This window comes from Pseudomonas sp. MIL9 (assembly GCF_016887925.1).
Taxonomy (GTDB): domain Bacteria; phylum Pseudomonadota; class Gammaproteobacteria; order Pseudomonadales; family Pseudomonadaceae; genus Aquipseudomonas; species Aquipseudomonas mohnii.
On sequence record NZ_JAFEHE010000001.1, the window covers coordinates 143,640 to 170,149 of the forward strand.

General features: G+C 61.3%; 28 protein-coding genes and 1 pseudogene. 16 read left to right on the plus strand and 13 right to left on the minus strand.

Going from position 1 to position 26,510, the window contains the following annotated elements:
* Nucleotides 1–161: 161 nt before the first annotated feature.
* Nucleotides 162–377: a hypothetical protein gene (locus JQF37_RS00650; RefSeq protein ID WP_130205413.1), complete on the plus strand. Its 216-nt coding sequence runs from the start codon at nt 162–164 to the stop codon at nt 375–377.
* On the opposite strand, the gene JQF37_RS00655 is transcribed toward JQF37_RS00650, so the two are convergent.
* The 4 genes from JQF37_RS00655 to JQF37_RS31660 all read right to left on the minus strand — a co-directional run bounded on the left by JQF37_RS00655 (nt 374) and on the right by JQF37_RS31660 (nt 1,805).
* Nucleotides 374–613, minus strand: coding sequence for a DUF2789 domain-containing protein (locus tag JQF37_RS00655; protein WP_047530030.1), 240 nt, complete (start codon nt 611–613; stop codon nt 374–376). The genes JQF37_RS00650 and JQF37_RS00655 overlap by 4 nt on opposite strands.
* 138 nt (nt 614–751) lie before the next feature.
* Nucleotides 752–982 (minus strand): hypothetical protein, encoded by a 231-nt coding sequence (locus JQF37_RS00660; protein ID WP_130205411.1) that lies wholly within the window; start codon nt 980–982, stop codon nt 752–754.
* Between the two features lie 160 nt (nt 983–1,142).
* Nucleotides 1,143–1,367: a hypothetical protein gene (locus JQF37_RS31245; protein ID WP_103404730.1), complete on the minus strand. Its 225-nt coding sequence runs from the start codon at nt 1,365–1,367 to the stop codon at nt 1,143–1,145.
* 312 nt (nt 1,368–1,679) lie between these two features.
* Nucleotides 1,680–1,805, minus strand: a complete 126-nt coding sequence (locus JQF37_RS31660) for a hypothetical protein (protein WP_256590283.1) — start codon at nt 1,803–1,805, stop codon at nt 1,680–1,682.
* Here JQF37_RS31660 and JQF37_RS00665 point away from each other — a divergent pair.
* The 4 genes from JQF37_RS00665 to JQF37_RS00680 all read left to right on the plus strand — a co-directional run bounded on the left by JQF37_RS00665 (nt 1,779) and on the right by JQF37_RS00680 (nt 4,139).
* Entirely contained in the window at nt 1,779–2,249 is a 471-nt protein-coding gene (locus tag JQF37_RS00665) for a hypothetical protein (protein ID WP_047530027.1), read from the plus strand. The two genes, JQF37_RS31660 and JQF37_RS00665, sit on opposite strands and share 27 nt — an antisense overlap.
* Nucleotides 2,249–2,446 carry a hypothetical protein gene (locus tag JQF37_RS00670; protein ID WP_047530026.1) on the plus strand — a complete coding sequence of 66 codons (198 nt, stop codon included), beginning with the start codon at nt 2,249–2,251 and terminating at the stop codon, nt 2,444–2,446. The genes JQF37_RS00665 and JQF37_RS00670 overlap by 1 nt, the downstream gene beginning before the upstream one ends.
* Nucleotides 2,447–2,571: 125 nt before the next feature.
* The gene (locus JQF37_RS00675; protein WP_130205409.1) at nt 2,572–3,585 is read left to right on the plus strand and encodes an ABC transporter substrate-binding protein; all 1,014 of its coding nucleotides are present in this window, start codon (nt 2,572–2,574) and stop codon (nt 3,583–3,585) included.
* A gap of 116 nt (nt 3,586–3,701) precedes the next feature.
* The gene (locus tag JQF37_RS00680) at nt 3,702–4,139 is read left to right on the plus strand and encodes a DUF3995 domain-containing protein (RefSeq protein WP_130205407.1); all 438 of its coding nucleotides are present in this window, start codon (nt 3,702–3,704) and stop codon (nt 4,137–4,139) included.
* Between the two features lie 124 nt (nt 4,140–4,263).
* On the opposite strand, the gene JQF37_RS00685 is transcribed toward JQF37_RS00680, so the two are convergent.
* The 7 genes from JQF37_RS00685 to JQF37_RS00715 form a co-directional block, all read right to left on the minus strand.
* The gene (locus JQF37_RS00685; protein ID WP_130205405.1) at nt 4,264–4,626 is read right to left on the minus strand and encodes a Na+/H+ antiporter subunit G; all 363 of its coding nucleotides are present in this window, start codon (nt 4,624–4,626) and stop codon (nt 4,264–4,266) included.
* On the minus strand, nt 4,623–4,901 hold the full coding sequence (locus JQF37_RS00690; RefSeq protein WP_047530017.1) for a K+/H+ antiporter subunit F: 279 nt from the start codon (nt 4,899–4,901) through the stop codon (nt 4,623–4,625). Before JQF37_RS00690 ends, JQF37_RS00685 begins: the two co-directional genes overlap by 4 nt.
* Complete coding sequence (locus JQF37_RS00695; RefSeq protein WP_130205403.1) at nt 4,898–5,386, minus strand: Na+/H+ antiporter subunit E; 489 nt, start codon at nt 5,384–5,386, stop codon at nt 4,898–4,900. Before JQF37_RS00695 ends, JQF37_RS00690 begins: the two co-directional genes overlap by 4 nt.
* The gene (locus JQF37_RS00700; protein ID WP_130205401.1) at nt 5,383–7,068 is read right to left on the minus strand and encodes a monovalent cation/H+ antiporter subunit D; all 1,686 of its coding nucleotides are present in this window, start codon (nt 7,066–7,068) and stop codon (nt 5,383–5,385) included. The genes JQF37_RS00695 and JQF37_RS00700 overlap by 4 nt, the downstream gene beginning before the upstream one ends.
* Nucleotides 7,065–7,409: a Na+/H+ antiporter subunit C gene (locus JQF37_RS00705; protein ID WP_007986256.1), complete on the minus strand. Its 345-nt coding sequence runs from the start codon at nt 7,407–7,409 to the stop codon at nt 7,065–7,067. The genes JQF37_RS00700 and JQF37_RS00705 overlap by 4 nt, the downstream gene beginning before the upstream one ends.
* Nucleotides 7,409–10,327 (minus strand): monovalent cation/H+ antiporter subunit A, encoded by a 2,919-nt coding sequence (locus JQF37_RS00710; protein ID WP_130205400.1) that lies wholly within the window; start codon nt 10,325–10,327, stop codon nt 7,409–7,411. The genes JQF37_RS00705 and JQF37_RS00710 overlap by 1 nt, the downstream gene beginning before the upstream one ends.
* 200 nt (nt 10,328–10,527) lie before the next feature.
* Nucleotides 10,528–11,553, minus strand: a complete 1,026-nt coding sequence (locus tag JQF37_RS00715) for a DMT family transporter (RefSeq protein WP_130205398.1) — start codon at nt 11,551–11,553, stop codon at nt 10,528–10,530.
* Here JQF37_RS00715 and JQF37_RS00720 point away from each other — a divergent pair.
* From JQF37_RS00720 to JQF37_RS00770, 11 genes and pseudogenes are all read left to right on the plus strand, one after another.
* Nucleotides 11,548–12,111, plus strand: a complete 564-nt coding sequence (locus tag JQF37_RS00720; RefSeq protein WP_130205396.1) for an XRE family transcriptional regulator — start codon at nt 11,548–11,550, stop codon at nt 12,109–12,111. The two genes, JQF37_RS00715 and JQF37_RS00720, sit on opposite strands and share 6 nt — an antisense overlap.
* Nucleotides 12,112–12,268: 157 nt before the next feature.
* Nucleotides 12,269–13,471 carry an SfnB family sulfur acquisition oxidoreductase gene (locus tag JQF37_RS00725; RefSeq protein WP_130205394.1) on the plus strand — a complete coding sequence of 401 codons (1,203 nt, stop codon included), beginning with the start codon at nt 12,269–12,271 and terminating at the stop codon, nt 13,469–13,471.
* Between the two features lie 10 nt (nt 13,472–13,481).
* Nucleotides 13,482–13,958 (plus strand): acyl-CoA dehydrogenase, encoded by a 477-nt coding sequence (locus JQF37_RS00730; RefSeq protein WP_130205392.1) that lies wholly within the window; start codon nt 13,482–13,484, stop codon nt 13,956–13,958.
* Nucleotides 13,958–15,361: an LLM class flavin-dependent oxidoreductase gene (locus JQF37_RS00735; RefSeq protein WP_130205390.1), complete on the plus strand. Its 1,404-nt coding sequence runs from the start codon at nt 13,958–13,960 to the stop codon at nt 15,359–15,361. The genes JQF37_RS00730 and JQF37_RS00735 overlap by 1 nt, the downstream gene beginning before the upstream one ends.
* A gap of 331 nt (nt 15,362–15,692) precedes the next feature.
* Nucleotides 15,693–16,598: an AMP-binding protein gene (locus JQF37_RS00740; protein ID WP_130205388.1), complete on the plus strand. Its 906-nt coding sequence runs from the start codon at nt 15,693–15,695 to the stop codon at nt 16,596–16,598.
* Complete coding sequence (locus tag JQF37_RS00745; RefSeq protein WP_204149436.1) at nt 16,595–17,371, plus strand: ABC transporter ATP-binding protein; 777 nt, start codon at nt 16,595–16,597, stop codon at nt 17,369–17,371. Before JQF37_RS00740 ends, JQF37_RS00745 begins: the two co-directional genes overlap by 4 nt.
* Nucleotides 17,371–18,252 (plus strand): annotated as a pseudogene (locus tag JQF37_RS00750) (branched-chain amino acid ABC transporter permease). The gene JQF37_RS00745 and the pseudogene JQF37_RS00750 overlap by 1 nt, the downstream one beginning before the upstream one ends.
* A 4-nt stretch (nt 18,253–18,256) precedes the next feature.
* Nucleotides 18,257–19,306 carry a branched-chain amino acid ABC transporter permease gene (locus JQF37_RS00755; RefSeq protein ID WP_130205384.1) on the plus strand — a complete coding sequence of 350 codons (1,050 nt, stop codon included), beginning with the start codon at nt 18,257–18,259 and terminating at the stop codon, nt 19,304–19,306.
* Between the two features lie 27 nt (nt 19,307–19,333).
* The gene (locus tag JQF37_RS00760) at nt 19,334–20,674 is read left to right on the plus strand and encodes an ABC transporter substrate-binding protein (protein WP_130205382.1); all 1,341 of its coding nucleotides are present in this window, start codon (nt 19,334–19,336) and stop codon (nt 20,672–20,674) included.
* Nucleotides 20,675–20,677: 3 nt separating this feature from the next.
* The gene (locus JQF37_RS00765; RefSeq protein WP_130205380.1) at nt 20,678–21,445 is read left to right on the plus strand and encodes an ABC transporter ATP-binding protein; all 768 of its coding nucleotides are present in this window, start codon (nt 20,678–20,680) and stop codon (nt 21,443–21,445) included.
* Between the two features lie 14 nt (nt 21,446–21,459).
* Entirely contained in the window at nt 21,460–22,890 is a 1,431-nt protein-coding gene (locus tag JQF37_RS00770) for an FAD/NAD(P)-binding protein (protein ID WP_130205378.1), read from the plus strand.
* Between the two features lie 659 nt (nt 22,891–23,549).
* Here JQF37_RS00770 and JQF37_RS00775 read toward each other — a convergent pair.
* Nucleotides 23,550–24,482, minus strand: a complete 933-nt coding sequence (locus tag JQF37_RS00775) for a cation diffusion facilitator family transporter (protein WP_130205376.1) — start codon at nt 24,480–24,482, stop codon at nt 23,550–23,552.
* 448 nt (nt 24,483–24,930) lie between these two features.
* Nucleotides 24,931–26,304 carry a nucleotide 5'-monophosphate nucleosidase PpnN gene (ppnN, locus tag JQF37_RS00780; RefSeq protein ID WP_130205374.1) on the minus strand — a complete coding sequence of 458 codons (1,374 nt, stop codon included), beginning with the start codon at nt 26,302–26,304 and terminating at the stop codon, nt 24,931–24,933.
* Between the last annotated feature and the right edge of the window lie 206 nt (nt 26,305–26,510).

Genomic DNA, 26,510 nt, shown 5'->3' on the forward strand with positions numbered 1-26,510 from the left:
GTCCTGAATGGCGTCTTTCGCCGGTTCCAGCAGGTGGGATGGGGGGCTTTATTGTTACGGTTTTGGCAACGCTGATGTGCGGGGCCGCTGCTTTTTCCGCTCGAATCCGCTGATTAACATGCCGGCATAGTTAGGTTGCTAACTGAGCTCGAGAGGTCAGCATGCGCGGTAAGGTTGATGTTGCGGTGATGATTGGCAGCGGTGTACCCGCCAGTTTGCGGGCATTGGGGCAGAGTGTCTGCTGGGTGGTGCTGCTCAACGGTGAACGCTGGGGGACGACGTTTTCCAGTCGCGATGAAGCGGAGGAGTGCAAGGCTGCCTGGTTGGCGCAATTGAATACCGCAACACCTGGCAGCCTGCGTTACGCCCGGGGCTAATGAATCTGATGCATGCGCAGGTTCAAGTCGTCGACCACCCGCGCCCAGTCGGCATCTTCACGCAATTGTTCTTTCAGGAAGCCTGCCTGTTGCGGTGTCCAGAACTCGGCGTCGATGAGTTTCTTGTCGTCGGGCAACGGTGAATGGCTGGCAATGAAATCGTCGATAGCTTTCTGGGTGGAGTCCAGGCCGAGCTGGTCGAACAAACCTTTCAAGTCGTGTGTCGGTGATTCCATCTTCATCTCCTTGCAGCGGTCGGTCACGTCGAGTACGAGATTTGAGGCGCGGCTACATTGCATCTGAGGGGGCCGCGCGTCAGGAGTTCGAAAGCGATGTTCAAATGCAGCAGTGAGCATAGACCGCAAACTCGAACATCAGGCTTTCAATGCACCTGCATCGACGGCCGCCTTCAACTCCCTGGCCGATTCCTGGGCCGCGGTGGCGGCGACGTCCGAGGTTTTGAACCAGCGATCTTTTTCGACCTGATGGTAGCTCACGGTATTCAGCGGCGGCTTGGCGCGCATGACAATGACAGCCTGGAATTCGCCGTCGACCTCTCTGGCTTCGCCCCAAACAAAAAATTCGCCGATATCAAATTCCGTCACGTAGCTGCCTTCCCTTGGAAATAACTGTTTTGTTTAACGCCGCCCACCCAGAGAGGGGTGAGTGTCGTTGGTCGGCCAGTATGGCAGTTGTTGCAGGCCGGCGGCTGAGTTAAGTCGCCGGCATGACGAAACGTCTATCCAAAGGCAAGGAGCGATCCTTTCAGATACGTGATTCAAGTGACCGGGCGAGCGCGCAGGCTTCGTTGTGATCACCGCGGAAACCTCTTACATGTCCTGTGGAAATTTCTTTGATATGGAAGAAGGCATTGCCGGCCAATATCACCTGGAACCTCGGTGGGCCGGGGATGTGGGTGACCCGTTCAGGGTGCTGTAACACCGCCGGATGCGGCGTCTGGGGATGAGCGAAGTGTGTCAGTGTGCACATATGAAGTCCTTTTCATTGTTTTACCGACGTATGTACGACGGTATGGGTAGTCTCGATGAGCGTCGCTGCTCTAGAATCACCCCCACTGGTGGGTGATCGATGTTTATCTAAAGCAATTTCTTTCTGGCGATATGTCAGAAAAGTGCTTTTTTTTGAGAGAATTTTCCTCGAAGTTGATAGTCCGTACTTCTCTGGCCGTACGAAGGGCGTTTTCCTTCAACCTTTGACGAACGTCAGGCAAGACGATGTGAGCGACATCCAGTAGTCTGCTCCAACCTCGTGATGGATGAGCCCTCTGCTCATCTCGGGATTTCAATTCGGGTTATCTGGCTTCACCTTCGGCATTGCCGCTTTTTTTGGCTGTGCGCTGTTTTCGCGTGCAGCGTCATTTTCAGATGTGGGGATGTTTCCTTGGCAGTAAGTAATCTCGATATGCATGCTTTGTTCGTGCTGGGTGATTTGCGCGCGAAGCTTGTTAAACAGTTTCAGTCACGTTTCGTTTACATCACCGAACAGAACGCTGAAGGCATTTACGTTGCCGAAATCGACACCGAGTCAGCGCTGGTGGTGGACGATAAACCCGGGCTCAAACTCAAGGTTGGCGATCATTTCAGTGCCTCGGTATTGCCCAGTCGCGAAGGCGGCAAACTGGAAATCAAATTCCGCGATATCAAACTGACGGTCTACGGCCTGGGCGATTATGCCTTTGTCACCACCGCTGACGGTCATGCCATCGTGTTCAAGGAGGGTCACAACGTGGTGACGGTGTTCGCCGCCCACGAGCAGTTGCAGGAAGGCCTGACCAAAACCCTCAAGGCCGTGACCGCCAAGGCCGCCAAGTGGCGCAAGGGTGAACTGGTGACGTTCAAGGCCAGCGAGTAATGAGCCTGACCCGCGCCGACTTCCATGAGCAGAACCTCGCCAACGCTCAAGCCGAGGCCCAACGGCTATTCGGGCAGAAGGCTGTGCTGCAGGGAGCCTGGCTGAATTGGGTGGCCTCGCAGATCTACGCGTTGCGCCCGGCAGCGTATGCCAGCATGGTCAGAAGAGAATTGGCGCGCTTGCAGGAAACTTCCTAAAACCAGGGCATGCCCCCTCGAAAGCGGGAACCTCTACTACAGTCAGTTGACTGACTATTCAGAGGCTTCGCGGTCTTCTGCCAGGCCATCCTGCGATTGCTGTGAACAGCACGAGGTGTAAAAGCATGAAAGGTTTTCGACGGTTGCTGGCCGCTGCCCTGGCCACTTTCGGGTTGTTGGCGTCATCGGTGCCCGTATCGGCTGCCCAGGCGCCGATCCACTTCGCCGACCTGAATTGGGAGAGTGGCAGCCTGATCACCGATATCCTGCGCATCATTGTCGAGAAGGGCTACGGACTGCCGACCGACACCTTGCCGGGCACCACCATCACCCTGGAAACCGCCCTGGCCAACAATGACATTCAGGTCATTGGCGAGGAATGGGCCGGGCGCAGTCCGGTCTGGGTCAAGGCGGAGGCCGAAGGCAAGGTGGCGAGTCTGGGGGATACGGTCAAGGGCGCCACCGAAGGCTGGTGGGTGCCGGAGTATGTGATCAAGGGTGACCCGGCCAGGGGCATCAAGCCGCTGGCGCCGGATCTGCGCAGTGTCACCGACCTGCCGCGCTACAAAGAGGTGTTCAAGGACCCGGAAGCCCCGACCAAGGGACGGTTCCTCAACAGCCCCATCGGCTGGACTTCGGAAGTGGTCAACAAACAGAAGCTCAAGGCGTATGGGCTGGAAGACAGCTACGTGAACTTCCGCAGTGGTTCCGGCGCGGCGCTGGACGCGGAGATCAGTTCCTCGATCCGTCGCGGCAAACCGGTGCTCTTCTATTACTGGTCACCTACGCCACTGCTGGGCCGTTTCAAGTTGATTCAACTGCAAGAGCCGCCATTCGACGCCGAAGCCTGGAAAACCCTGACCGACGCTGACAACCCCAACCCGCAACCCACCCGTTCGTTGGCCTCGAAACTGTCCATTGGCGTGTCCACGCCGTTCCAGAAGCAGTACCCGCAGATTGCCGAGTTCTTCACCAAGGTCGATCTGCCCATCGACCCTCTGAACAAGGCCCTGGCCGAGATGAGCGAGAAACACACCGCGCCGCGCCAGGCCGCCGAAGCGTTCATGAAGGCGCACCCGGATGTGTGGAAAGCCTGGCTGCCCAAGGAGGTGGCGGACAAGGTTTCCGCCGGGCTCTGAGCCGCCTCGGCGATCGCTGGCGGTGGCGTTGGTCGGGTCGAGACGACAAGTCCGTGCAGTTCAGGAAATGCCAACTAGGATGATTTTGTTCAAATCCCTTTCAAGGATTTCTGACCATGACTCTGGTGTTGGCTCAATGGCTGGTGACGATCTTCGCCGCGATCAGCCTGATGCATGTTTACTGGGCATTGGGTGGTGAGTGGGCCGCCGTGGCGGCGGTGCCGCAAGTGCCGGTGGAAGGCGGGCTGAAGTTGCGACCCGCCTTCAGACCGCGGGGCTGGATCACGCTGTTGGTGGCTGGTGCGTTGTTGCTGATTTCATTGCTGGTGTGCTTGCGCGTGGGGTGGTGGGTGCCGGCGGTGTCCCATTGGTCGCTGCAATGGCTGATCAGTGCCATCGCGATCATGATGTTCGCCCGGGCCATTGGGGATTCGGACCTGGTGGGCTTTTTCAAAGAGGTCAAGGGCTCGAAGTTTGCCCGGCTGGATACCTGGGTCTACTCGCCATTGTGCGTGGTGCTGGGGGCGGGGTTGCTGGCCGTTGCCTGGGGCTGAATCCATCGCGAGCAGGCTCGCTCCCACATTCAATCGCTGCACACACCACATCAGGCGGGACACAAATTCTGTGGGAGCGAGCCTGCTCGCGATAGCGTCAGCCCGGCCAATACAAAACGCTGAACTAGCGACCGCTTTCGCTACGGCGGCTGGAGACCTCCGCCGGCACATCATCCCCCGCCATGCGCTTGCGAAACAGCGCCGCCCTGGCCAACAGCAAGGTAGTCACCGGCACGGTAATCGCCAGCAAAATCGGAATCAGCCAGGCGTGCAGCACCGGCGCGGACTTGAGTGCCGAAAAGTAGATGATCGAGGCCAGTGCCACGCACCACGCGCCCAGGGTCGAGGCCAGCGCCGGCGGGTGCATGCGCTGGAAGTAATCCTTCATTCGTACCAGGCCGATGGCGCCGATCAGCGCAAACAGACTGCTGAGCACCAGCAGGATCGCCACCAGGATTTCCACCCACACAGACAGTGGCGCGCTCATTCGATCACCTCGCCACGCAGCAGGAATTTCGCCAGGGCAAACGAGCCGACGAAGCCGAACAGCGCAATCAGCAGCGCTGCCTCGAAGTAAGTGTCACTGGCATAGCGAATGCCCAGTGCGAGCATCATCAGCATCGCGATGATGTACAGGTAGTCCAGTGCCAGTACCCGGTCCTGGGCCGATGGTCCCTTGAACAGGCGGATGAGGGTCAGGATCATCGCCACGGAAAAGAGCAACAGGCTCAGCATAATTGCATTCGATAGCAGGGCGCTCATTCGAATATCTCCATCAACGGGCGCTCGTAGGTCGCCTTGAAGTGCTCAATGAACAGTGCTTCGTCTTCCAGATCGAAGACATGCAACAGCAAAATGCTGCGGTCCAGCGCCAGTTCAGACCAGACCGTGCCGGGCACCACGGTGCAGATCATCGACAGCGTCGCCAGGCCGTTGGCGTCGCGCAGGTCCAGCGGCACCTTGATGAACCGCGAGCGCGGTGGCCGGCGCCCGGCGTTGAGCACGCTCCAGGCCACGGCGAGGTTGGACGCCACCACATCGCGTCCGACCATCAGGAACAGGCGCAGGATCACCCCCGGCCGGCGGATGCGGATCGGCAGCGGGCGCAACTTGCGCATCATCAACGGTGCGCAGAACCCCAGCATTGCACCCAGCAACAAGTTGCCGGGACTCATCGACAGGTTCAGCACCAGCCATAACAGCCACAGCGCCAGCGACAACCACGGTGCAGGAAACAGGCGCTTCATGGTTGCACCTCCAGCATCGCGGCCCTGGCTTCCGGGCTGGGCACTGCCCGGGTACCTAGCACGGCCATCACATACTGCTGCGGGTTGTTCAAGGTGTCGGCGGCCGCCTGGGTGTAGCGCAACAGCGGTTCGGCCTTGAAGGTCAACAGGATGCTCAGACCCAAGAGCGCGAAAATCGGCACACACTCCAGCCGCCGCAGGACCGGCGACGGTCGCTCTTGCGGCGTCCAGAAACGCTGGATGCCCAGGCGCGAAAAGGCCACCAGCGAGGCCAGCCCGGAAAGAATCAGCAACGCCAGCAACCCCCACGCCGCGTTCGACACCGGCTCGTCACCGGCATTGCCCAGGCCCAGCGGGTTGAGCAGGGCGCTGAGCAGGCTGAGCTTGCCGATGAAGCCGGAGAGTGGCGGCATGCCGATGATCAACAGGGCGCAGGCAATGAAGCTCAAGCCGAGGAAGGCCATGGTCCAGGGAATCACCTGGCCGACCACGGCTTTGAGATCGTCGTCGAGGTTGATGCCCTTGACCGGTGCCGAAGCTTGCAGCGGTCGCGGCAGCATCTCGTTTTCATCTTCCAGCGGGATCTCGACGGCCGAGCGCGAACGTTCGATCAATTCGGCCAGCAGGAACAGCGCGCTCAGTGCCAGGGTCGAACTGACCAGATAGAACAGCGCCGCGCCGATCAGGTTGGGTTGGGCGAAACCGATGGCCGACAGCAGGATGCCCGCCGACACCAGAATGCTCAGGCTGGCCATGCGCTCCAGTCGTTGCGCGGCGAGGATCGCGATGGCCGCGCCAATGATGGTCGCCATGCCGCCGTAGATCAGCCAGTCGCCGCCGAAGTACGCCGACGCCCCGGCCTGGCCGGAGAACAGCAGGGTCCACAGGCGCAGCAGGGTGTAGACGCCGACCTTGGTCATGATCGCGAACATCGCCGCCACCGGCGCGCTCGCCGAGGAATAGGCCGGCACCAGCCAGAAGTTCAGCGGCCACATCCCGGCCTTGGCCAGGAACGCCACTGCGAGAATGCCTGCGCCGGCATGCAGCAGGCCGCGATCGGCCTGCGACACCAGCGGGATTTTCAAGGCCAGGTCGGCCATGTTCAGGGTGCCGGTGACGCCGTAGATCAGCGCCGCGCCAATCAGGAACAGGGTCGAGGCCAGCAGGTTGATCGAGATGTAGTGCAGCCCCGCCGACACCCGCGCGCGACCCGAACCGTGCAGCATCAGGCCATAGGAGGCGGCCAGCAGCACTTCAAAGAACACGAACAGGTTGAACAGGTCCGCCGTCAGGAAGGCGCCATACAGGCCCATCAACTGAATCTGGAACAGCGCATGGAAACTCGAGCCGGCACTGTCCCAGCGCGCCATGGCGAACAGCAACGCGCTGACGCCGATGATCCCGGTCAGCACCAGCATCAGCGCCGACAGGCGATCGACCACCAGCACCAGGCCGAACGGCGCCTGCCAGTTGCCCGGCAGGTAGACGCCGATGGAGCCGGGCACGCCCGTGGTTTGCGTCCATTGCAGCAGCAGGACGGAAATGCCCAGGCCCAGCAGGCTGGAGAACAGGTTTATCTTCGCTTTGAGCGGGCGATGTTTCTCGCCAAGCATCAGCATGATGGCGGCGGTCAGCAGCGGCAGCAGAATCGGGGCCACGATCAGGTGCGTCATTGCATTCATTCTTTAGGCTCCCGGCCATCCACATGGTCGGTGCCGGTCAGGCCCCGGGAGGCCAGCAAAACCACCAGGAACAGCGCGGTCATGGCAAAGCTGATCACGATCGCCGTAAGGACCAGCGCCTGCGGCAGCGGGTCGGTGTAATGCAGCAGGTCCTGCGGCACGCCGTCCTTGATGATCGGCTCCTTGCCGATGAACAGGCTGCCCATGCTGAAGATGAACAGGTTGACGCCATAGGACAGCAGGCACAGGCCCATGACCACCTGGAACGTCCGTGGCCGCAGGATCAGCCAGACGCCGGACGCGGCCAGTACGCCGATGGCGATGGCAATGACTTCTTCCATCAGACGGTCTCCTTCATGGCGACGGGTTTTGGCTGCGCAGCCGTTTTGTGACCCCGCACCGATTGGTGGGCGAGGGCGGTGAGGATCAGCAGCGTCGAGCCCACCACCACGGCGTACACGCCAATGTCAAAGAACAGCGCGCTGGCCACATGAATGTCGCCCAGCACGGGCAGGTCCAGATGCCAGGTGTGAGTGGTGAGGAATGGATACCCGACCGCCATGGCGCCCAGGCCGGTGACGGTGGCGAATAGCAGGCCGGTGCTCATCCAGCGCAGCGGTCGCAGGCTCATTTGCGCCTCGACCCACTGGGTGCCGGCGACCATGTATTGCAGGATGAACGCCACCGACATCACCAGGCCCGCGACGAAACCGCCACCCGGCTGGTTGTGCCCGCGCATGAACAGGTAAAAGGACACCACCACGGCAATCGGCAGCAGCAGGCGCACCAGCACCGCCGGCACCATCATGAAACCCAGGGCGGTGTCGCTGGCGTGGCGCGGGTTGACCAGGTCAGTAACCACGTCGGGCGCCAGCAGGCGTTGTTGCGCCGGCAGTTGCAGGCTTTCTTTCGGTGGGCGGAAACGCCGCAGCAAGGCGAACACGGTCAGGGCCACGGCCACCAGCACGGTGATTTCGCCCAGGGTGTCGAAGCCGCGGAAGTCCACCAGCATCACGTTGACCACATTGCTGCCGCCGCCTTCGGGCAGGGCACGACTGAGGTAGAACGAGGAAATGTCGTTGGGTGTCTGCCGGGTCAGCATCGCATAGGCCAGCAACGCCATACCGCCGCCGACCACGGTCGACAGCAGCAAGTCACGGATACGGCGGATGCGCGCCTTGCGCAGGCTGCTCGGCAAGGGCGCGACTTCTTCGATCCGTCGAGGCAGCCAGCGCAGGCCCAGCAGGATCAGCACCGTGGTCACCACTTCGACCACCAGTTGCGTCAGGGCCAGGTCCGGCGCCGAGAACCAGACAAAGGTCACGCAGGTCATCAGGCCGCAGACGCTGACCATGGTCAGGGCGGCGAGACGGTGGTACTTGGCCTGCCAGGCGGCACCCAGGGCGCAGGCAATGGCCAGCAGCCAGAGGATGACGAACACGATCGAGCCGGGAATCTTCGGTCGGTCGCCCCAGTGCAGGCTGCTGTGCAGCATCGGGATCAAGCCGGCCAGCACCGCGGCGAGCACCATCAGGAACAACTGGGCCTGCAGGCGTTTGGTACTGATCCGTCGTTCCAGGCGCCGGGCCAGGCGCATTTTGATCACCAGGATGCGCTCGAACAGGCGCTTGCCGTTGAACCGGCCAATCAGCGGCGGGTAGCGGAAGCGTCCGCGCTTGAGCTGATTACGCAGCAGCAGATACACCACGATGCCGCCGGACATGGCGATCAGGCTCATGATCATCGGTGCGTTCCAGCCGTGCCAGATCGCCAGGCTGTACTCCGGCAAGGTGCCGCCCACCACCGGCAGCGCGGCAGCGGCGAGCAGCGGGCCCACCACCTGGGCCGGGAAAATGCCCACCACCAGGCAGGTGAACACCAGCAACTCGACCGGCGCGCGCATCCAGCGTGGCGGTTCGTGCGGGGTGTGGGGCAGGTCGGTGGCGGTCGGGCCGAAGAACACGTCCACGGTGAACCGCAGGGAGTAGGCGACGCTGAAGGTCCCGGCGATGGTCGCGACGATCGGCAGGGTCATCTCGACCCAGGCTGTGGCGTTGATGAACACGGTTTCGGCGAAGAACATCTCTTTGGAGAGGAAGCCGTTGAGCAATGGCACGCCGGCCATGGAGGCACTGGCGACCATGGCCAGGGTCGCGGTGAACGGAATCAGCTTGAACAGGCCGTTGAGCCGGCGAATGTCGCGGGTGCCGCTTTCGTGGTCGATGATCCCGGCGGCCATGAACAGCGAGGCCTTGAAGGTGGCATGGTTGAGGATGTGAAACACCGCTGCCACGGCCGCCAGTGGACTGTTCAGGCCCAGCAGCAGGGTGATCAGGCCCAGGTGGCTGATGGTCGAGTAGGCCAGCAGACCCTTGAGGTCGTTCTGGAACATCGCGCAATAGGCACCGAGCAACAGGGTGCAGGCTCCGGCCCCGCTGACGATGTAGAACCATTCTTCGCTGCCGGACAGCGACGGCCACAGCCGTGCCAGCAGAAACACCCCGGCCTTGACCATGGTCGCCGAGTGCAGATAGGCCGACACCGGTGTCGGCGCCGCCATGGCGTGGGGCAGCCAGAAGTGGAAGGGGAATTGCGCGCTTTTGCTCAGCGCGCCGATCAGGATCAGGGGGAGCAGGATGGGGTAGAGGGCATGTGCGCGTATCAGATCGCCGGCGGCCAGGACCTTGTCCAGGTCATAGCTGCCGACCACATGGCCAAGCAGCATGACCCCCGCCAGCAGGCACAGACCGCCAGCGCCGGTGACCATCAGCGCCATATAGGCTCCGCGCCGGGCATCGGCCCGGTGATGCCAGTAGCCGATCAGCAGGAACGAAAAGAGGCTGGTCAGCTCCCAGAAAAACACGATCTGGATCAGGTTGCCGGAGATCACCAGTCCGAGCATGGCGCCCATGAACGCCAGGAAAAACGCAAAGAAGCGCGGCACCGGATCGTCCGGCGACATGTAGTAACGGGCGTACAGGGACACCAGCGTGCCGATGCCCAGTACCAGCATCGAGAACAGCCAGGCGAAACCGTCCATGCGCAGGACGAAGTTCAGGCCCAGGCTGGGCAGCCAGAAGAACTCTTCACGGATCACGCCGCCATGGGCGATTTGCGGGTACAGGAACGCGACCTGAAGGGTGCCGATCAAGGCCACCAGGCCAGCCAGGAGGGATTCGGTATTACGCGCGTTGTGTGGCAGCACGGCTGCCAGACAGCTGCCTATGAAAGGCAGAAGCAGTAGAACTATCAGGGACATAGGCTTCTAATCTGCGGAAGTTTGTGAAGCATCATACGTGCCAGCTCCCGGATCACCAAACGCCAAGCTGTCGCAGAATCCTACAAGGTAGACGGAAAAAGCCCGTTTTTCATTGTTTCAGAGAAAGGTGTTTGACCAGTCTGACGCCTTCGCGAGCCTGCTCGCGAAGGCGATTTATCAAACGCCACAGATTTCAGCGTTTAACCTTGAGTCTCGCGCTCCAGGGCTTCTTCAGGCGTAGCGACCTTACCCTTGGTCTTCAGCTCGCTGACAATCACCGCCGCGACGATCAACCCCGCCCCCAGTAGCGCAATCGCGGGCAAGCGTTCCCCGGCAATCCGCCCGACAATCCCGGCCCACACCGGCTCACCGGCATAAATCAGCGTGGCGCGGGTGGGCGAAACACTCTTCTGCGCCCAGTTCATCGCTACCTGAATCGCGGCACTGGCCATGCCCAGGCCCAGGGCACTGCACAGCAGCAGCCAGGAGAAGTCCGGAATCCGTTCCTGGGTCGGGACCACCATCAGGAACGACAGCAGGGATGTGACGGCCAGTTGCACCACGGTCACCCGCTTCACATCGACCTGGCCGGCATAGGTGCTGATCAGAATGATTTCCGCCGCAATGGCAATGGCGCTGATCAAGGTCGCGATTTCACCGGGGCTGAAGTGGAACGAAGCCCCGGCCGGGCCCGACAGCAGCATCAGGCCAGTGAAGGCCAGCATGATGCCGATGCTCGGCATCAGCCCCGGACGACGCCCCAATACCAGCCATTGCAGCAAGGGCACGAAGGGCACGTAAAGCGCGGTGATGAACGCCGACTGGCTGCTGGGAATGCTTTGCAACCCGACCGTCTGCAGGCCGTAACCGAGCATGATTGCCACGCCGATAAAGGCGCCGGCCTTGAATTCGAAAAAGGTCAGGTCGCGCAGGGTGCGCCAGGAGAAGAGGGCCACGATGCTTGCGGCGGCGGCAAAGCGCAGGCCGACGAAAAACATCGGCCCGCTGACGGTCATCGCATGCTGAACCAGCAAGAAAGTCCCGCCCCAGACCATGGTGATCAGCACCAGCACGCACTCGGCCTTGCTGAGCCGCAGGAAACGGGAGGAAGCTTGAGGAGCGTTCGGCGACGTCATGATCTTGCGCACTACCTGAGGGGGACGCACAATGCGCCCGAAGTTGGGCAGTATACTGCGCAACACCACCAAGTGAGCAATATAGTGCACAAAGATTCCACGCCCCGGGCTTCGGTCCTGCAGCACGTCAGCCAGAATATCCGACGCCTGCGCCATGCCGCCGACATGAGCCAGACCGCCCTGGCGGAAAAGTCCGGTGTCAGCCGCCGCATGCTGGTGGCCATCGAAGCCGGCGAAAAGAACGTCAGCCTGACCACCCTCGATCGCGTGGCCGAAGCACTGGACGTGGCGTTCAGCGACCTGATCCAGGCCCCCGACGCCCGCGATCACAGCCGCATCAATGAACTGGCCTGGGCAGGGACGATCCCCGGTAGCAAGGCGGTATTGCTGGCCAAGGCCAACGCCACCCGCGAAGTCGAACTCTGGGAATGGCGCCTCGAACCGGGCGAGCATTATCCGTCGGAACCGGATGCCGATGGCTGGAGCGAACAGTTCTACGTCTTCGAAGGCTGCCTGACCCTGATGGTCGGTGATGTGCCGCATCGTATCGGCGCCGGCGAGTTCTTCATGTTCGCCAGCAACCAGCCGCATTCCTATCGCAACGAGGGGCCGGTGGCGGTGCGTTTTGTGCGCAACGTGGTGATCTGAACTGTTTGCCCATCAACACTGGATAAACATTTTGCTGTTCTCAAGTTGTGAGGTTTTCTCGGTTATTCGTTTAACTGATTGAAAAATAAGTAATTAAATTTTCGGCACGACTCCTGCAAAAGCTCTGGTGCACTCACCCAGAACCTGGAGTCGGCCCATGACAGCCTCAGCCCAACCCACTCATACCGTCCATGTGATCCGCTCGGACGCCGAGGCGATTGCCGTCGCACACAAGCTCGCCGCGCGTTTCGCCGTCGAGGCCAGCGTACGGGATCGCGAGCGACGCCTGCCCGTCGCCGAACTCGACGAGTTCTCCGCCAGCGGCCTCTGGGGCATCACCGTGCCAAAAGCCTACGGTGGTGCCGGCGTCTCCTATGTGACCGTGGCCGAAGTGATCAAGATCATTTCTGCCGCCGATTCGTCCCTCGGCCAGATCCCGCAAAACCACCTCGGCGTGCTCGACATCCTGCTGCAAACCGCCAGCGAAGAGCAGAAGCGCTACTACTTCGACAAAGTGCTGAAGGGCTACCGTTTCGGCAATGCCTTCTCCGAATCCAAAAGCAAAAACGCCGGCGCCTTCGAAACCCGGATTCGTTTCAACGATGACAGTGCGCAAATCGATGGCGAGAAGTTCTACTGCACCGGCGCGCTGTTCGCGCACATCGTGCCGGCAGTGGCGGTCAACGAGCAGAATCAGGCGTTCATCGCCTTCATCGAGCGTGATAACCCCGGCTTGAGCGTGATCGACAGCTGGGATGGTTTCGGCCAGCGCACCACCGCCAGCGGCGGTGTGACCCTGAACGCAGTGAAGGTTCCGCTCAGCGCAGTGATCCCGGCCCATAAAGCCTTCGACGAACCCACCGCCGACGGCCCGATCTCGCAAATCATCCAGGCGGCCGTAGACACCGGCATCGCCGTCGGCGCCCTGGAAGAAACCAAACGCTACGCCCGTGAGGCGCGACCCTGGATCGACAGCGGCCAGGATCACGGCTGGCAGGACCCGTTCAGCATCGCCGCCATCGGCGACCTCGAATGGCGCGTGCATGGCACGGAAGCGATCCTGAAAAAAGCCGGCCAGGCCATCGATGCCGCGCTGCTCGACGCCAATGAAGACACCGTGGCCCACGCATCGGTGGTGGTGGCCCAGGCCAAAGTGTTGTCCGCCGAGATCGCCTTGCTCGCCAGCAGCAAGCTGTTCGAGTTGGCGGGAACCCGTTCGGTGCTCGGCAAATACAACCTCGATCGCCATTGGCGCAACGCCCGGACCCACACCCTGCACGATCCGGCGCGCTGGAAATACCACCTGATCGGCAACTACCTGCTCAACGGCGTGAAACCTGCGCGTCACGCCTGGAACTGAGGAGCTCAGCATGAACGCCTTGACCCAACCGATTGCTACCGAACAACCCTTGTCCAACAGACAGCATGACCTGCACAACGCCCGCAGCCTGCTCGAGGCCACCCTGCGTTTCGTCCGCACGCAGGCCCAACCCTGGGCCGGCAGCGGCTTGGCCAACGCCAGCGAAGATCCTTACGTGATCAGCCGTTTCGGCGACGTGCAGATCCGCATCGAAGTCGCTGCCGCACTGCTCGAACGCGCCGAAGACTTTGTGAACAGCCATGAAGACGCCACCGAAACAAGCATCGCCATTGCCGAAGCTCACCTGGCCAGCGCCGAAGCCCTGAGCACCGCGAGCAACGCCGAATTCGAACTCACCGGTCAACGCACCGCGCTGCCCGGTTCGCTGCACGACCCGTTGCGCTGGAAGCTCCAGGTCATCGGCAACTTCCGCCTCAATGGCATTCATCCCCCAAGTTCTCCAATCTCCGCAAAGGGAGCCGTTTGATGGCCCGTGAAATTCGTCTCAACGCCTTTGACATGAACTGCGTCGGCCACCAGTCGCCGGGATTGTGGGCGCACCCACGGGACCGCTCATGGCAGTACAAGGACCTGGAGTACTGGACCGACCTGGCGAAAATCCTCGAGCGCGGCAAGTTCGACGGTTTGTTCATCGCCGACGTGCTGGGCATTTATGACGTGTACAACGGCAATGGCGACGCGGCGATTCGCCAGGCCGCCCAAGTGCCGGTCAACGATCCGCTGCAACTGATCCCGCCGATGGCGCTGGTGACCGAGCATCTGGGCTTTGGCCTGACCGCGTCGCTGTCATTCGAGCATCCGTATCCGTTTGCCCGCCGCCTGTCGACCCTCGATCACCTGACCAAGGGGCGCGCGGGCTGGAACATCGTCACGTCGTACCTGGAGAGCGGCGCGAAGAACCTCGGGCAGAAATCCCAGACCGAACACGACGCCCGTTACGACTACGCCGAGGAATACCTGGAGGTTTGCTACAAACTGTGGGAAGGCAGCTGGGAAGAGGGCGCCATCCTGCGCGATCGTGCGCGCCGGGTGTTCAGCGATCCGAGCAAGATCCATGAAATCCGGCACGTCGGCAAACACTTCCAGGTGCCGGGCATTCATCTCTGCGAACCCTCGCCGCAAAGGACCCCGGTGCTGTATCAGGCCGGCGCCTCGAGCCGTGGCAAACAATTCGCCGCTGAACATGCCGAGTGCGTGTTCGTCGCCGCACCGTCGAAAGTGCTGCTGAAGAAAACCGTTGCCGATATCCGCCGGCGTGCGGCAGAGGCTGGGCGCGATCCGAAGAAGATCCTGATTTTCAACCTGCAGACGGTGATCCTCGGCGAGACCGACGCCAAGGCCAAGGCCAAATTCGAAGAGTACAAGACCTGGGTCAGTTACGAAGGCGCCATGGCCTTGATTTCCGGCTGGACCGGCATCGATTTCAGCCAGTTCAAACCCGATGAACCGCTCAAGCATGTGCACACCAACGCCATTCAATCTGCGGTGGAGGCGTTCTCCAGTGCCGACCCGAACAAAGTCTGGACCCCCAACGAACTGGCCGACTGGGTCGGCATCGGCGGCTTTGGACCGTTGTTCGTCGGCAGCCCGGAAACCGTGGCCGACCTGTTGCAGGAGTGGGTCGAGGAGACAGACGTCGACGGGTTCAACCTGGCGTACGCGCTGACCCACGAAACCTTCATCGATGCCGTGGAATTGCTGGTGCCCGAGTTGCAGAAACGCGGGGTCTACAAGACCGAATACGCACCCGGCACCTTGCGCGAGAAGCTGTTTGGTGAAGGGCCGCGATTGTCCGAGATCCATCCAGGCAGTGGCTATCGCGATCTGGCGGCGTTGCGTCAGCAGGAGAAAAAAGTCGTGTCTGCCTAGCGCCCGAGCACGCCACCTATCCCCTGTGGGAGCGAGCCTGCTCGCGATGAGGCCGGCACAGACAACATCGATGTCACCTGGCAGGACGCCATCGCTGGCAGGCCAGCGCCCACAAGTTGCTGCGTCGTGTACAGAGGTTGTGGTCACCGAGGAACCTGTGGGAGCGAGCCTGCTCGCGATGAGGCCGGCACAGCCAACATCGATGCCACTTGGCAGGACGTCATCGCCGGCAAGCCGGCTCCCACAAGGACAGTGTTGTTTTAGAGATTGCGTTAATTCTTCAGCCCAGCGGACCACCGCACGCTTTTGCCCATGACAGAGAGGTCAACCCATGAGCGTGCACGAACTCAAACGTCCGCCGATTGCGGACACCACGGAGTGGCGGGTCAATGCGCCCCAGGCCCTGGAGCATTTGCGTCACTGGGCGCAGGTCAACCCCTTGCAGCCGGCCTTGCGGCACAAACGGCACGGACAGTGGTTCATCTGGCGCTGGATCGACGTCTTGCGGGATGTCGAACGTCTGGCCGATGGCCTGCGTCGGCAAGGAATCGATGAGGACTCGCGGCTGGCCGTCAGCGGGGCCTTCGAACCGAACCTGTTACTGCTGGCCCTGGCCACCCGACAGGTGGGCGGTGAGGTGCTGGCCGTTGCGGACAACCTCGATGCGCAGGCGCTGCATAACGTTCTGTGGCGCGCGCTTCCCACTCACGCCTTTGTGTCGGGCCGGCAGACGCAGCAACTCTGGCTCAACCAGGGCCAGTCACTCCTCGACTTCGACCGGTTGCTTGGCCCGGTGGAAACCCCGCAACGCCTGCGCCTGGGGGTATTCGGCGCGCAATGGTGGAGCGAAGAGGGCACCGAGTGGCAGGCCGGCCTGACAGTGTTGTTCGAGCAATGGTTGACCCGTGGCCACACCCTGGCCTTCCCGGAAAGCCCCGGCAGTGCCAGCCGCGACCGTCGCGAAGTGGCACCGTCGGGCTTGCTGCTGTCCGCCGGGCGTTTGCACGTGCTGGCCGCTGAGATCGACAGCCGTCTCGCCCCGCCGGGCACCTGGCGCCGACGTCTGTGCGACTGGGCCATTGCCCATCCGGAAAAAGGTCCGCAACGCCTGATCAAGCACCGCGTTCGCCGTCTGCTGGGCTTTCACAACCTGCACTTCATCTGGCAAGCCACGCGCAGCGCCGGGTCTCCAACCGAGCCGACCTGGCTCGCTGAATTCAAACGGGACATCGCATGAGCTCGACCGATTCCATTCTGCAAGTCAGCGGCATTTCCCTGTCCTTCAAAGGCGTCAAGGCGATCAACGAGCTCTCGTTCGACGTTCGCCGTGGCGAGATCTGCGCCTTGATCGGCCCTAACGGCGCGGGCAAGAGTTCATTGCTCAATGTGCTGAACGGCGTCTATCGCTTCGATGCCGGTTCGATCGTGTTTGAACAGCAACCGTTCAAACGCATCGACCCTTTGAGCGCCGCCCGCCGGGGCATTGGCCGCACGTTTCAGAACAACGCGCTGTTCAAGAAAATGAGCGTGATCGACAACCTGCTCACCGGCCTGTCGCGGCATCTGCGCAGCAGCTTCATCGAGCAGGCGTTGGGCCTGCCGCGAGCCCGCCGTGAAGCGCAACAGTTCCGCCAGCAGGCACAGGGCGTTCTCGAGTTCCTCGAACTGCAGGCCCAGCGCGATGTGCCGGTGGGCAATCTGTTCTACGGCCTGCAAAAACGCGTGGAGCTGGGCCGTGCCTTGATTGCCGGCCCAAGCCTGTTGCTGCTCGACGAACCGCTGGCCGGGATGAACGCCGAGGAAAAACAGGAAATGGCCCGGTTCATCGCCGATATCAACCGTGAGCTTGGCACCACCGTGGTGTTGATCGAGCACGACATGAGCGTAGTGATGGGCCTGTCCGACCATGTGGTGGTGCTCGATTACGGGCGCAAGGTCGGCGATGGCACGCCCGCCGAAGTGCAGGCCAACCCCGAGGTGATCGCGGCGTATCTGGGAGTGGTGCACTGATGACGTTTTTCTTCGAAACCCTGCTCGGCGGCTTGCTCGCCGGGACCCTGTATTCGCTGGTCGCCATCGGCTTCGTGCTGATCTACAAGGCCAGCGGTGTGTTCAATTTTGCCCAGGGCGCCATGCTGCTGTTCGCCGCGCTGACCTTCGTCAGCCTGCACGATCAAGGTGTGCCGTTCGCCCTGGCGCTGGCGTTGACGGTGGTGGTGATGATCATCGGCGCGCTGTTGATCGAACGGCTGGTGCTGCGGCCGCTGGTCAATCGCTCGCAGATCACCCTGTTCATGGCCACGCTCGGACTGTCGTTCATCATCGAAGGCCTGGCCCAGGGCCTGATGGGCTCGCAGGTGCGGGCGCTGGATCTGGGCATCGATGATGTGCCGCTGTTTATCGGCGCGATGATGGTCAGCCAGTTCGACCTGATCGCCGCCGCTGCCGCCATTGTGCTGGTGACGGTGCTGGCGCTGTTGTTCAACAAGACCCGCATCGGCATCTCGCTGCGTGCGGTGGCGGATGACACCACCGCCGCGCTGTCGATCGGCATCAACCTCAACCGCATCTGGCAGATCGTCTGGGCGGTGGCCGGGGTCGTCGGGCTGGTGGCCGGGTTGCTCTGGGGCGCGCGGCAAGGGGTGCAGTTTTCCCTGTCGCTGGTGGTGCTCAAGGCCTTGCCGGTGTTGATCATCGGCGGCTTCACCTCGATTGGCGGGGCAATTGCCGGCGGGCTGATTGTCGGTGCGGCGGAAAACCTCGCCGAGGTCTAAATCGGCCCGCTGATCGGCGGCGGCATCACCCCGTGGTTCGCTTACTTCCTGGCCCTGGCCTTCCTCTACCTGCGTCCCGCCGGCCTGTTCGGCGAGCGCGCCATCGAGCGAGTCTGACCCCATGTCGATTTCCCTTACCCGCGAAACTGCACCGGCGGTACTGGTCCAGCGACGCCTGCCATTGGGTCTGATAGGCCTGCTGTTGATCGCGTTTGTCGTCGTGCCGCTGACCGGCAACGACTATTGGCTGAACGCCATTTTGATTCCGTTTCTGGTGCTGTCCCTGGCCGGGCTCGGCTTGAACCTGCTCACCGGCTACACCGGGCAGACTTCGGTGGGCGCGGCCGGGTTCATGGCGGTCGGTGCCTTTGCCACTTACGGGTTTCTCCTGCGTTTGCCTGAGGCGGGTCTGCCCGTGGCCTTACTCGGTGGCGGTTTGATCAGTGCCTTGGTGGGCTTCGTCTTCGGCCTGCCAAGTTCGCGAATCAAGGGTTTCTACCTGATGGTCTGCACGCTGGCGGCGCAGTTTTTCCTGGAGTGGCTGTTCGTCAAATTCCCCTGGTTCTACAACTACGGCTCCTCGGGAACGATCACCGCGCCGAGACTGGCGCTGTTCGGCCATGACCTGAACACACCGCTGGGGCGCTACCTGTTGACCCTGAGCACCGTGCTGCTGTTGACCTGGGTCGCGCTGAACCTGGTGAAAAGCCAGATCGGCCGCAACTGGATGGCCATCCGTGACATGGACACCGCCGCTGCCGTGATCGGCATTCCCGTGGCGCGCTACAAACACCTGGCGTTCGCCGTCAGCTCGTTCTACCTCGGCATTGCCGGCGCGTTGTGGGCCTTCGCCTACCTGGGCACGGCCAGTGCCAGCAGCTTCGATATCAATCGGTCGTTCCAGATCCTGTTCATCATCATTATCGGTGGCATGGGCAGCATTGCCGGCAACGTCGTCGGCGCGGCGTTCATCAGCCTGTTGCCGATCCTGCTCAGCCACGCCGGGCAAGCCTTGCTCGGGGGCGCGGTGGACGCCGGGCAACTGCAGAACCTGCAAAAAATCATCTTCGGCGTGTTGATCATCCTGTTTCTGATCAAGGAACCGGAAGGCCTGATCCGCCTGCTAAGCAACCTTCGTGAACGGCTGAGCCATTGGCCGCTGCGCTTCTGAATCCCACCCCTTAATTAGAGAGACAACATGCGTGCATCCTTGAAACGTTCCCTGATCGGCGCCGCGCTGACGCTGGCGGTTTTCGGCAGTGCAGTACCGGCGGCCATGGCCTCGCCGGACCAGCAGTTCTTCCCGTTGGCCACTTACCGGGTCGGCGCCTACGCCTCCAGCGGCGTGCAGGTGTGGGCCGGGATGATTGATTACCTGAACTACATCAACGAGGTGGAAGGCGGCATCAACGGGGTCAAACTGGTCTGGCAGGAATGCGAAACCGAGTGGACGGCAGAGAAGGGCATCGAGTGCTACGAGCGCTTCAAGAAAGGCCTGGATGGCGCGCCCGTGGCGGTCTATCAGCCAAACGGCGCCCCGGCGGCCTACGCCCTGAGCGAGCGGGCGGAAGTCGACAAAATCCCGTTGATCACCCTGGGCTACGGCCGCACCGAAGCCACCGACGGCACGGTGTTCCCCTATAACTTCCCGGTGATGCTGACCTTCTACAGCGAGGCGTCGAGCCTGATCAATTACATCGCCCAGCGTGAAGGCGGGTTCGACAAGCTCAAGGGCAAGAAGATCGCCACGGTCTACCACGACTCGGCCTACGGTCGCGAAACCCTTGGCCCGTTGAAGTTGCTGGCCGAGAAGTACGGCTTCGAAAACATCCAGATTCCGGTGGCCGATCCGGGCAACGAGCAATCGGCGCAATGGCGACAGATCCGTCAACTCAACCCGGACTGGGTGTTCCTGCGCACCTGGGGGGTGTCGACGCCTGTCGCGGTCAAGACCGCCGCGCGTTTTGGCTTCCCGGTGGACCACATCGTCGGCGACATCTGGGCCAGTTCCAGCGAAGACGTGCTGCCCGCCGGCGCTGCCGCCAAGGGTTATCTGGCGCTGACGCCATACCCGGCCGGCACGGATTTCGAGATCCACAAACGCCTCAAGCAATACATCCTCGACAAGGGCAAGAGCGACCTCAAGGACCTGAAGAATTTCGGCAGCGTCTACTACAATTCCGGGCTGGTGAACGCGGCGGTGGCGGTGGAGGCGATTCGCACCGCCCAGGGCAAATTCGGCAAGCGCCCGCTCAACGGCGAAGAAGGGCGCTGGGGCCTGGAACACTTGAACATCGATGATGCGCGGCTCAAGGACATGGGCTACTTCGGCCTGATGCAGAACCTCAAGCTGTCCTGCAAGGATCACGAGGGCGGTGGTTCGGCGCGGGTCCAGCAGTGGGACGGCGCCAACTGGACGCTGATCAGCGACTGGATCGCCGCCGACCGCGCGCTGCTTCGGCCGTTGATCGACGAAAAATCCGCCGCGTTCGCCAAGGAAAAAGGCCTGACGCCACGCACCTGCACCGGAGATGAATAAGCCATGAACCAGGCCGCCAGCGACATTGCCGTCCCTGACCTGTTGCGGGTCAACGACATTGAAGTGATCTACGACGGCGCGATCCTGGCCGTCGCCGGGGTATCGCTGACCGTGCCCAAGGGTGGCATCGTCGCCTTGCTCGGGGCCAACGGCGCGGGCAAAAGCACCACGCTCAAGGCGATTTCCGGGTTGGTGCGCGCGGAGCGGGCGCAGGTCAGCCGCGGCAGCATCGAGTTTCTGGGGCACGATACCGCAGGCGTCGACCCGAGCCTGCGGGTACGCCAAGGCATGGTGCATGTGCTGGAGGGCCGCCACGTGTTCGCGCAGTTGACGGTCGAGGACAATCTGCGCAGCGGCGGCTTTGTCCGTGGTCTCAGCCGCCAGGACATGGCTCGGGATCTGGAGCGCATCTACAGCTGGTTTCCCCGCCTGAAAACCAAACGCAAGATCCAGGCCGGGCTGACGTCCGGCGGCGAGCAGCAGATGGTCGCCATCGGCCGGGCCTTGATGACGCGTCCTACTTTGGTACTGCTCGATGAACCGTCCATGGGTTTGGCGCCTATTATCGTCCAGGAGATTTTCGAGATCGTCGCCCAGCTCAATCGCGAGGCGCAGGTGAGTTTCCTGATTGCCGAGCAAAATATTAATGTCGCGCTCAAGTACGCCTCACAGGCCTGTGTTCTCGACACCGGCCGGGTGGTGTTGTCCGGCAGCGCCGAAACCCTGCGTACGCGGGACGATCTGCACGACTTCTATCTAGGCAAACATTGATCAGCGAGAACGCCATGAGCGAAACCCCAAGCGGACAGGCGACCGACGCCATCCGCCACGCAGACATCCTGATCATCGGCGGCGGCCTTAGCGGCGCGATGCTGGCGGCGCAACTGTTGCGCCTGCCGGGCAAGCGCCGGGTGCTGGTGATCGAACCCCGCGCCGAGCTCGGTCGCGGCGAGGCCTACAGCGCCGTGGAGCTGGGCCATACCCTCAACGGCAACGCGGCACGCATGAGTGTCGACCCGGACAATGCCGACGACCTGACCCAATGGCTGACCGACTACATCGCCGTCGGTGGCTGGCCGGAATCGGACGAGCAACATGTGCCGATCAGCGAATTGTTCCCGCCTCGGGGCCTGTTCGTTCTGTACGTGCAACAACGCCTGGCCGAAGCACAAGCGGTGGGCGCGTTGAACGGTTCAACGGTGGAACATGTGCGGGCCGAGGTGGTGGATCTGCAAACCGATGCGGATTCGGTGCGGTTGACCTTGAGCGATGGCCAGCGCTTGCAGGGCGCTTTCGCGGTGCTGGCCACCGGAATGTTCCCGGCTGCGCGCACGCCGCAGACCGAATCCAGTGGCTTGAATGCGGCGGCGCTCGATCCTTGGGATGTGGCGGCCATGGGACAACTCGATCCGTATTCGACGGTCCTGATCATCGGCTCGGGCCTGACCATGGTCGATGCCGTGGTGTCGTTGGAACAGGCGGGGCATCGCGGGCCGATCGAGGTGTTTTCCCGGCACGGCCTGCTGCCCCATGTGCGGCGACAGCCACCGGCCTGGGTCGATTTTCTGGCCGAGGACCCCAGCATTCGTACGCCGCGACAGTTGGTGCGCGAATTGCGTCGGCATTGCCGCGATGCGATCGCCCAGGGCATCGATTGGCAGGCACCACTGGACACGGTGCGGGCGCATATCGGCCGCTTGTGGAGTCAGGCCACCGATGCACAGCGCCGGCAATTCGTGCGGCACGTGCGCCCCTGGTGGGAAAGCCATCACCATCGCTCGCCACCCTTGAGCGCCGAACTGGTGGCGCGCCTGCACGGGGAAGGGCGGTTGCGCATCCAGGCGGCTTCGTTCAAAGGGCTTGCGCCTTCCCAGGGCGGTGAGGTGAGCATCCGCATTCGTCGCCGGGGCGAGGCTGGCACTACGGTCGTCAGCGGCGCTGCGCTGATCAACTCCAGCGGCATCGAGTATGACTGGCGACGGGTGGCTCGGCCGTTGCCACAGCAATTGCTGGCGCGGGGATTGATCCGGCCGGGGCCTCTGGCGCTGGGAATCGCCGCGCTGGCCGATGGCGCGGTGCTGGATACCGACGGCCGGCCTGCCAGCCGACTGTTCGCCATGGGCCCCCCATTGCGCGGGATGTGGTGGGAAAGCACCGCCGTGACGGACGTCGCCAGCCAGGCCAAAGCCCTGGCCGCACGACTGGCCACACCCTAAACGAAGAAACCCCGCCATGTCGGCTTTTGACCCGGGATAAAACAAGCGGTCAGGGAAACGTTTTTCCGGAAATGGGCTAAGCGGGATGAGCTCGAAGGGCCTGGGGTACGGCGAGTGACGAGGGGAAGAGGGAGCGCAGGCCGCGAAGCGAGGGCAGCTCTGGAAGAGGCGTAAGCCCCATCCCTTGGGGCCTGCGCCTGCGGCTTGTTACGCCGTGGTATTTATACGTGTGCCGATCGAACCTGAGGTCGCTTTGGTCTGCTCGACTTCGCCCGGTTTGCTCCCGTCATGATCGCCGTCGCTATCGATTTGTACCGTCGGGGGCTTTTGGTGTTTGATGGCTGGAGTTTGTGGCAGGGTGATATGGGTCGAAGAACTTATTGCCGATGTCATGTTAATCCCCTTAAGGAGCAGTAGTTTGAGTGGGTACTCTCGGCGTCTTGTTTTAAATATTCAGGGTGTTTGACACGAGACCCACTCAATTAAAAATAAGTGAGATCGGTTCCCAGTCATTAGTTCGCCTGTATATGTTGGAAAGTTGTGAGGTGTGAAAACTATGTGATGCCTCTGTGAATAATGGCGGATTTGTTGTAACGGCTTTAATACAAATAGTTGAGTGCTCGCCAGGCCGTCACTATCCAAAGATGCGCTGTCAGTGATCAATGATCGAGGTCCGGGCGCTGCCAGGGATCAACGTGCGTCATCAGGTTCAAAACGCGGTGCCTTCGCATGACATTCTCCCGGGCTGCAACGGCGATGGCATGACCGTGCTCAACGGTAATCGAGGCATCGACTTCTATGTGAGCGTCCACAATGATCATGTCGCCCATTTTTCGAGTACGTAGATCATGTACCCCTTTGATACCTGATGTTTGTTGGAGCGTTTCGCGGATAGCTGCGATCTCTTGCTCATCCGCGGCACGGTCCATCAGGTCGTGCAATGAGTCCCAGGTGAAGGTCCAGCCCATTTTGGCAATCATGCCGCCGACAACCAACGCAGCAATGGGATCAAGAATCGGGTAGCCCGCGAGGTTACCGGCAATGCCTATTCCAACCACCAAAGAGGAAGCGGCGTCGGAGCGCGCGTGCCAGGCATTGGCAACCAACAAGCTGGATTTAACTTTTTTGGCGACGCTCAGCATAAAGCGAAACAACAACTCCTTGGCCACCAACGCTGCCAAGGCAACCCATAACGCAGTCGCATGCACCGTCGGAATTGATTCGGGAGTTTCAAGCTTTAGTACCGCAGAGCCAATCATGCCGACACCCACGATCAACAACAGCAGTCCCAATACCATGGACGCCGCGGTCTCAAAACGCAGATGCCCATAGGGATGACCTTCGTCGGCATCCTGCTTGCTTTTATGGCTGGCAAACAACACGACAAAGTCAGCGATCAGGTCGGATAAGGAATGAATACCATCCGCGACAAGTCCCTGGGACTTCGATAACAATCCAACGGCAATCTGGGTAAGCGAAAGTGCGATATTAACGATGACACTTACCCATGTGCATCGGGAGGCTGCCGCTGCACGCGCGAGTTGATTGTAGCCCTCGTCCTCGGAATCGCTGGAGAACTCTTCATGAATCATTACTTATGCCTTTAGTTGAGATTGATACTCGTTGTGTTACACGAGCAGCAGGGGCGCTATTTGAATAGCCCAAAAGCATAATGCTTGTAAGAATCCTGGCGCAAGAATATACGCAGCATTAATAAGCGACGTGCAGGAAATATGACGGGGTCGTGGAGTGCAAAGTTGTAAATGCTAATATTTCACGTACTCAAACTTATTGGGTTTGGGTAGATTTGATGTTTCAAGTCGGGATGAGCCGCACGCGGTTTGGTAGCGTTTGCACATTACCGATTTTGGCCGTTCTTTGCCGATTCCCCACATTCAATCCAAAGCCCCCGTCAAACCGCGATCGCGAGCTGTCTCGATCTCTCGGCCTTATCCGGTGGCGCCCGATTCATCTGTGCCTGGAAGCAACGAGCCGAAGCAATGGCTTCGGCTCGCGTCCCAACAGTCTGGATTGGCTGGCTTATGCAACCACTCGATAACACGGCACATACGCCGCGCCGCCGGGCAGTTTCATCCGGTGCTGGGCAACGAAGGCCTTGAGCAACAGATCCAATGGCTGCATGACCGCCGCATCGCCCCGGATCTGGTAAGGCCCGTTTTCTTCGATCAGGCGGATGCCCTTGTCCTTGACGTTGCCGGCAACGATGCCGGAGAACGCGCGGCGCAGGTTGGCGGCCAGTTCGTGGGGTGGCAGGTCGCGGCTCAGTTTCAGGTTGGCCATGTTTTCGTGGGTCGGGTCGAACGGGCGCTGGAAGCCTTCGTCGATTTTCAGCAGCCAGTTGAAGTGGAACGCGTCATTGCGCTCGCGGCGGAACTGCTTGACCGCTTTGAGGCCCTGGGTCATCTGCCGTGCGACTTCGGCGGGGTCGTCGATGATGATTTCGTAGTGTTGTTTGGCGGTCTCGCCCAGGGTGGCACCGACGAAGGCGTCCAGTTGCTCCAGGTACGGCGCGGCGTGTTTCGGGCCGGTGAGGATGACCGGGAAGGGCAGGCCCTTGTTGTCCGGGTGCATCAGGATGCCGAGCAGGTACAGGAACTCTTCGGCGGTGCCGGCGCCGCCCGGGAAGATGATGATGCCGTGGCCGACGCGGACGAAGGCTTCCAGGCGCTTTTCGATGTCCGGCAGGATCACCAGTTCGTTGACGATCGGGTTCGGCGCCTCGGCGGCAATGATGCCCGGCTCGGTCAAGCCCAGGTAACGACCGCCATGGATGCGTTGCTTGGCGTGGGCGATGGTGGCGCCTTTCATCGGCCCCTTCATCACGCCGGGGCCGCAACCGGTGCAGATGTCGAGGCTGCGAAGGCCCAGTTCGTGACCGACTTTCTTGGTGTATTTGTATTCTTCGGTGTTGATCGAGTGGCCGCCCCAGCACACCACGATCTTCGGCTCGACGCCAGGGCGCAGGGTGCGGGCATTACGCAGCAGGTGGAAGACGTAGTCGCTGATGCCCTGGGAGGTGCTCAGGTCGATGCGTTGGCTGTCGAGTTCGTTTTCGGTGTAGACGATGTCGCGCAGGGCGCTGAACAGCATTTCCCGGGTGCTGGCGATCATTTCGCCATCGACGAAGGCGTCGGCCGGGGCGTTCAGCAATTCCAGGCGTACACCGCGGTCCTGTTGGTGAATGCGGATTTCGAAGTCCTTGTAGGCTTCGAGAATGGTCTTGGCGTTATCGACGTGGGCGCCGGTGTTGAGGATGGCCAGGGCGCATTGGCGGAAGATGTCATAGGTGCTGCCGGATCCGGCTTCGCTCAGTTGTTGGACTTCCCGTTGGGAGAGGGTTTCCAGGCTGCCTTTAGGGCTGACCGAGGCGTTGATTACTTGTCGTTGGGACATTCAATGATCCTTAAAACGATGTCATTCCCACAGAAACAATGAATGACATCCGAATAGTGTGTATCCAGGAAAGAAGATGGCACTGATTGCACGGTCTCGCCACGTCCCCTTTTGACGATAAAAAGATGAAAAGGAGCCCCAGCATAGCTAAATCCCGCGCAGAGGCGATAATGCCCGCTATCTTTTTCCCTGCGACTGAAGGAAAC

What these genes read in the sequence shown, in the direction of transcription:
- JQF37_RS00650 (WP_130205413.1), top strand. Translation starts at nt 162, where the DNA reads ATGCGCGGTAAGGTTGATGTTGCGGTGATGATTGGCAGCGGTGTACCC.
- JQF37_RS00655 (WP_047530030.1), bottom strand. Translation starts at nt 613, where the DNA reads ATGGAATCACCGACACACGACTTGAAAGGTTTGTTCGACCAGCTCGGC.
- JQF37_RS31245 (WP_103404730.1), bottom strand. Translation starts at nt 1,367, where the DNA reads ATGTGCACACTGACACACTTCGCTCATCCCCAGACGCCGCATCCGGCG.
- JQF37_RS31660 (WP_256590283.1), bottom strand. Translation starts at nt 1,805, where the DNA reads ATGCATATCGAGATTACTTACTGCCAAGGAAACATCCCCACATCTGAA.
- JQF37_RS00670 (WP_047530026.1), top strand. Translation starts at nt 2,249, where the DNA reads ATGAGCCTGACCCGCGCCGACTTCCATGAGCAGAACCTCGCCAACGCT.
- JQF37_RS00675 (WP_130205409.1), top strand. Translation starts at nt 2,572, where the DNA reads ATGAAAGGTTTTCGACGGTTGCTGGCCGCTGCCCTGGCCACTTTCGGG.
- JQF37_RS00680 (WP_130205407.1), top strand. Translation starts at nt 3,702, where the DNA reads ATGACTCTGGTGTTGGCTCAATGGCTGGTGACGATCTTCGCCGCGATC.
- JQF37_RS00685 (WP_130205405.1), bottom strand. Translation starts at nt 4,626, where the DNA reads ATGAGCGCGCCACTGTCTGTGTGGGTGGAAATCCTGGTGGCGATCCTG.
- JQF37_RS00690 (WP_047530017.1), bottom strand. Translation starts at nt 4,901, where the DNA reads ATGAGCGCCCTGCTATCGAATGCAATTATGCTGAGCCTGTTGCTCTTT.
- JQF37_RS00695 (WP_130205403.1), bottom strand. Translation starts at nt 5,386, where the DNA reads ATGAAGCGCCTGTTTCCTGCACCGTGGTTGTCGCTGGCGCTGTGGCTG.
- JQF37_RS00700 (WP_130205401.1), bottom strand. Translation starts at nt 7,068, where the DNA reads ATGAATGCAATGACGCACCTGATCGTGGCCCCGATTCTGCTGCCGCTG.
- JQF37_RS00705 (WP_007986256.1), bottom strand. Translation starts at nt 7,409, where the DNA reads ATGGAAGAAGTCATTGCCATCGCCATCGGCGTACTGGCCGCGTCCGGC.
- JQF37_RS00710 (WP_130205400.1), bottom strand. Translation starts at nt 10,327, where the DNA reads ATGTCCCTGATAGTTCTACTGCTTCTGCCTTTCATAGGCAGCTGTCTG.
- JQF37_RS00725 (WP_130205394.1), top strand. Translation starts at nt 12,269, where the DNA reads ATGACAGCCTCAGCCCAACCCACTCATACCGTCCATGTGATCCGCTCG.
- JQF37_RS00730 (WP_130205392.1), top strand. Translation starts at nt 13,482, where the DNA reads ATGAACGCCTTGACCCAACCGATTGCTACCGAACAACCCTTGTCCAAC.
- JQF37_RS00735 (WP_130205390.1), top strand. Translation starts at nt 13,958, where the DNA reads ATGGCCCGTGAAATTCGTCTCAACGCCTTTGACATGAACTGCGTCGGC.
- JQF37_RS00740 (WP_130205388.1), top strand. Translation starts at nt 15,693, where the DNA reads ATGAGCGTGCACGAACTCAAACGTCCGCCGATTGCGGACACCACGGAG.
- JQF37_RS00745 (WP_204149436.1), top strand. Translation starts at nt 16,595, where the DNA reads ATGAGCTCGACCGATTCCATTCTGCAAGTCAGCGGCATTTCCCTGTCC.
- JQF37_RS00755 (WP_130205384.1), top strand. Translation starts at nt 18,257, where the DNA reads ATGTCGATTTCCCTTACCCGCGAAACTGCACCGGCGGTACTGGTCCAG.
- JQF37_RS00760 (WP_130205382.1), top strand. Translation starts at nt 19,334, where the DNA reads ATGCGTGCATCCTTGAAACGTTCCCTGATCGGCGCCGCGCTGACGCTG.
- JQF37_RS00765 (WP_130205380.1), top strand. Translation starts at nt 20,678, where the DNA reads ATGAACCAGGCCGCCAGCGACATTGCCGTCCCTGACCTGTTGCGGGTC.
- JQF37_RS00770 (WP_130205378.1), top strand. Translation starts at nt 21,460, where the DNA reads ATGAGCGAAACCCCAAGCGGACAGGCGACCGACGCCATCCGCCACGCA.
- JQF37_RS00775 (WP_130205376.1), bottom strand. Translation starts at nt 24,482, where the DNA reads ATGATTCATGAAGAGTTCTCCAGCGATTCCGAGGACGAGGGCTACAAT.
- ppnN (WP_130205374.1), bottom strand. Translation starts at nt 26,304, where the DNA reads ATGTCCCAACGACAAGTAATCAACGCCTCGGTCAGCCCTAAAGGCAGC.